The 3,805-nt window shown below is 65.2% G+C and carries 5 protein-coding genes; 2 read left to right on the top strand and 3 right to left on the bottom strand.

The genetic code is table 11. The features are described 5' to 3' along the window. The coding region (locus CG471_RS29205; RefSeq protein ID WP_257211736.1) for an acyltransferase at nt 1-1,004 on the top strand (1,004 nt) is incomplete at its 5' end. Here CG471_RS29205 and CG471_RS29210 read toward each other — a convergent pair. Further along, a complete protein-coding gene (locus CG471_RS29210; protein ID WP_099234591.1) occupies nt 1,001-1,393 on the bottom strand; it encodes a helix-turn-helix domain-containing protein in 393 nt (130 codons plus the stop codon). The two genes, CG471_RS29205 and CG471_RS29210, sit on opposite strands and share 4 nt — an antisense overlap. A gap of 110 nt (nt 1,394-1,503) precedes the next feature. On the opposite strand from CG471_RS29210, the gene CG471_RS29215 reads away from it, so the two are divergent. Then, nucleotides 1,504-2,115: an NAD(P)-dependent oxidoreductase gene (locus CG471_RS29215; RefSeq protein ID WP_099234592.1), complete on the top strand. Its 612-nt coding sequence runs from the start codon at nt 1,504-1,506 to the stop codon at nt 2,113-2,115. Nucleotides 2,116-2,260: 145 nt separating this feature from the next. Here CG471_RS29215 and yghU read toward each other — a convergent pair whose 3' ends face one another. Both yghU and CG471_RS29225 read right to left on the bottom strand, forming a co-directional pair. After that, entirely contained in the window at nt 2,261-3,130 is an 870-nt protein-coding gene (gene yghU, locus CG471_RS29220; protein ID WP_099234593.1) for a glutathione-dependent disulfide-bond oxidoreductase, read from the bottom strand. Nucleotides 3,131-3,227: 97 nt separating this feature from the next. Continuing rightward, entirely contained in the window at nt 3,228-3,665 is a 438-nt protein-coding gene (locus CG471_RS29225) for a universal stress protein (protein ID WP_099234594.1), read from the bottom strand. Between the last annotated feature and the right edge of the window lie 140 nt (nt 3,666-3,805).

Genomic DNA, 3,805 nt, shown 5'->3' on the forward strand with positions numbered 1-3,805 from the left:
TGCAGGAACTGGACGCGCTGCGTGGCATCGCGGCCTTTTCCGTGCTGCTCTTCCATTATTTCAACATCTATCCCAAGCTCTTCCCGCAAGGCCATCGCCTGCCGCCGTTGTTCGAACATGGCGGCTATGGCGTGCTGCTCTTCTTCGCCATTTCCGGCTTCGTCATCGCCTTCTCGCTGGAAGGAACGCGCAGCGCCGCCGATTTCGCGGTCAAGCGCTTCGCCCGGCTTTTCCCGGTCTATTGGGCGGCAATGGCGCTCTCGATCGGCATCGTCCTGCTGCTCGGCGCTGGCCAGCTGCTGCCGCCCGCCTGGGTGATCCCGGTCAACATGACGATGCTGCAGGGTTATTTCTATCTGCCCGCGGTCGACGGCGTCTACTGGACGCTGGGCGTCGAACTCGCCTTCTATTGCTGCATGCTGGCGATCTGGATGGGGCGCGGCTTTGCCCGGCTCGAATGGCTGCTGCTCGGCTGGCTCGCGATCAAGGCCGCGATCGCCGGCTGGCATGCCATGCCCAGCCGCCTCGTCATGCTGCTGGTGCTCGACTATATCCCCTTCTTCATCATCGGCATGCTCTTCTACCGCATCTGGTCGGGCCATCGCCGCTGGGGCCAGCAGGCGCCCGTCTTCGTCGCGGCGCTGGCGACGATCGCCTGGGCCGACCCGCGCGAATATCTGGTCGCCGCGCTGCTGGTGATGGCGATCTTCGCCGCGATGCTGCGCGGCTGGCTGCCCTTCCTGCGCCATCGGCTGCTGCTCTGGCTGGGCGCGATCAGCTACGCCCTCTACCTCATCCACCATAATGCCGGGCTGGCGATCATGAACCTGGTCGACCGCGCCGGCCTGTCGACCTGGATCGGCTTCCTGCTGGCAACCGCCGCCTCGCTGCTGCTGGCAAGCGCGCTCACCTATGGCGTCGAGCGTCCCGCCGCCCGCCGCATCAACCGCTGGTGGCGCGACCGCACCGCATCACAGGGCCAGCGCGCTACCCAGGCCGGTTAGGCGGCCTCGACCTCCCGCGCGTCATGCGCCCGGCGCGCTTCCATGATCGCGCCGACATGGTCCTCGGCCCAGCGGGTGATCTGGTCCAATATGCCGATCAGCCCCTGCGCCATGTCAGTCAGCCGATATTCCACCGTCACCGGCACCGTGGCATAGGCCGCGCGGCTCACCAGCCCGTCGCGCTCCAGGCTTTTCAATGTCTGCGACAGCATCTTCTGCGAGATAGCGCCGATCCGCCGGCGCAGATCGTTGAACCGCACCGGCCCGTCCTTCAACGTCAGCATCACCAGCACCGCCCATTTGTCGCCGATCCGGTCCAGCACATGGCGGGTCGGGCAATCGGGATCATAGGCGTCGCCGATCCGGGGCAGGGGCGTGGGCGCAGTCATGGCAGGCGGTATCCTCGGCGTAACCAGGTGATGGCAAAGTGCCTTCTTGCGATCATGATATCCCAATCGCTATCTGGTTTCCATCGGTAACTACCCATGGAGAATGGAACATGAAGATCGCGATCATCGGCGGCAGCGGCCGTGCCGGACGGGAAATCAGCGCGGAACTGGCCCGCCGCGGCCATCAGGTGACGGCGATCTCGCGCCATCCCGAAAATGCGGTGCAGGACGCCGGCGTCACCGCCATCGCTGGCGACGTCAAGGACGCCGCCGCGCTCAGTGCGCTGCTCGCCGGTCATGATGCGGTCGTGAGCGCCGTCATGTTCGCCGACACCGATCCGGCGTCGCTGGTCGGCGCGGTCCGTGCGTCGGGCGTGGCCCGCTATCTGGTGGTCGGCGGCGCCGGCAGCCTGGAGGTCGCGCCGGGCGTCAAGCTGATCGACACGCCGGAATTCCCCGAAGCCTATAAGGCCGAAGCCGGCCGGGGCGGCGATTTCCTCGCCTATCTGCGCGGCGTGGCGGATCTCGACTGGACCTTCCTCTCGCCCTCCGCCCTGTTCTTCGTCGGTGATCGCAAGGGGACATTCCGCCTCGGCACCGACCAGTTGCTGGTCGATGGCGAGGGCAATAGCAGCATCTCCTATGCCGACTATGCCATCGCGCTCGCCGATGAGATCGAAGCGCCCAAGCACATCCGCCAGCGCTTCACTGTAGGCTATTGATGAAATTCCTCCCCAAGCTTGGCTTGGGGAGGGGGACCGCCACAGGCGGTGGAGGGGCCGGTGCGTGATCGCGCATCTTCGCCCCTCCGTCCGTGCTTCCCGTTTCTCGACAGGCTCGAAACGAACGGAAGCTATGGAATGGGTGTCAGGCCACCCCCTCCAGCTTGTCCTGTGTCTTCGTGGCGAAGTCGCCGGCGTCATGCCGCTCGTGCAGCTGATCCTCCAGCGGCCCGTTGGTCTTGTTGACGATCCGCCCGCGCTTCACCGCCGGGCGCGCATCGATCTGGTTCGCCCAGCGCAGCACGTTCTTGTAGCTGCCCGCGTCCAGAAATTCCGCCGCGCCATAGACCCGGTTCAGCAGCACGCCCGCATACCAGGGCCATATCGCAATATCGGCGATCGAATATTCGTCGCCGGCCAGATATTCGTTGTCCGCCAGATGCCGGTCCAGCACGTCCAGCTGCCGCTTCACTTCCATCGTGTAGCGGTTGATCGGATATTCGTATTTTTCCGGCGCATAGGCGAAGAAATGGCCAAAGCCGCCGCCCAGGATCGGCGCGCTGCCCATCTGCCAGAACAGCCAGCTCAGCGCCGCGGTGCGCTTGGCCGGATCGGTCGGCAGGAACTTGCCGAACTTCTCGGCCAGATAGAGCAGGATCGCACCGGATTCGAACACGCGCTGCGGCGGCGACACGCTATGGTCCATCAGCGCGGGGATCTTGCTGTTGGGATTGACGTCGACAAAGCCGCTGCCGAACTGGTCGCCATCGCCGATGCGGATCAGCCAGGCATCATATTCGGCCTGCGTGACGCCCGCCTCCAGCAACTCCTCCAGCAGGATCGTCACCTTCTGCCCATTGGGCGTGCCCAGCGAATAGAGCTGGAGCGGATGCGGGCCGACCGGCAACGGCTTGTCATGGGTAGCGCCGGCGATCGGCCGATTGATATTGGCAAAGGCACCGCCCTTGTCCTTGTCCCAAATCCAGACGGCGGGCGGGGTATAGCTGTCGGTCATGCGGGCATCGCTCCGATAAATCTCTGATGCCCGGCAGGTAGGAACGGCGTTCGCCCGCCGCAACCGAGCGCCGCTCAACCGCTGTTGATTATTTCTGCTATTCCGCTGCCTGCGTCCGCACCACCAGCACGCTGACCGGCGACTGGTGGATGATCGCCGACGCATTGGACCCCAACAGCTTGGACGTGAGCGAGGGCTGGTGCGATCCGATCACCACCAGCTCGGCCTTCAGCCGCGCCGCCTCGCTCAGCACCTCGTCGCGCACCCGCCCGCGTCGGGTCAGGAAATGGGTGCGATCGGGCGCCAGCCCGGCCTCGCTCGCCCATGTCTTCATCGCCGCCAGCGCATCGCGCTCCTCATTCTCGTCGAAACTGCCATCCAGCAGTTCGGAATAGCGGGTCGGCAGATAATAGCGGACATAGAGCAGATGGACGACGCCCTGGTTCCCCGCCACATCGGCCGCGCCGGCAATGGCGGCACGGGCCAGCTCAGGGGCGTTGACATCGACGGCGGCGACGATCGTGGCATAGGACATGGTGCTCTCCTCTTATCGCTTATGCGCCGTCCAACCCTCGACGCGCGCGCGGGATGCCCCAGCCATCAAAGATTCCCGACGCGACATGAATAAGGACATGCCGCAATCGCCGGGCAATGGGGGAGGGGGCAGGCACGGCC

Source organism: Sphingobium sp. IP1, from assembly GCF_002708645.1.
GTDB lineage: Bacteria > Pseudomonadota > Alphaproteobacteria > Sphingomonadales > Sphingomonadaceae > Sphingobium > Sphingobium yanoikuyae.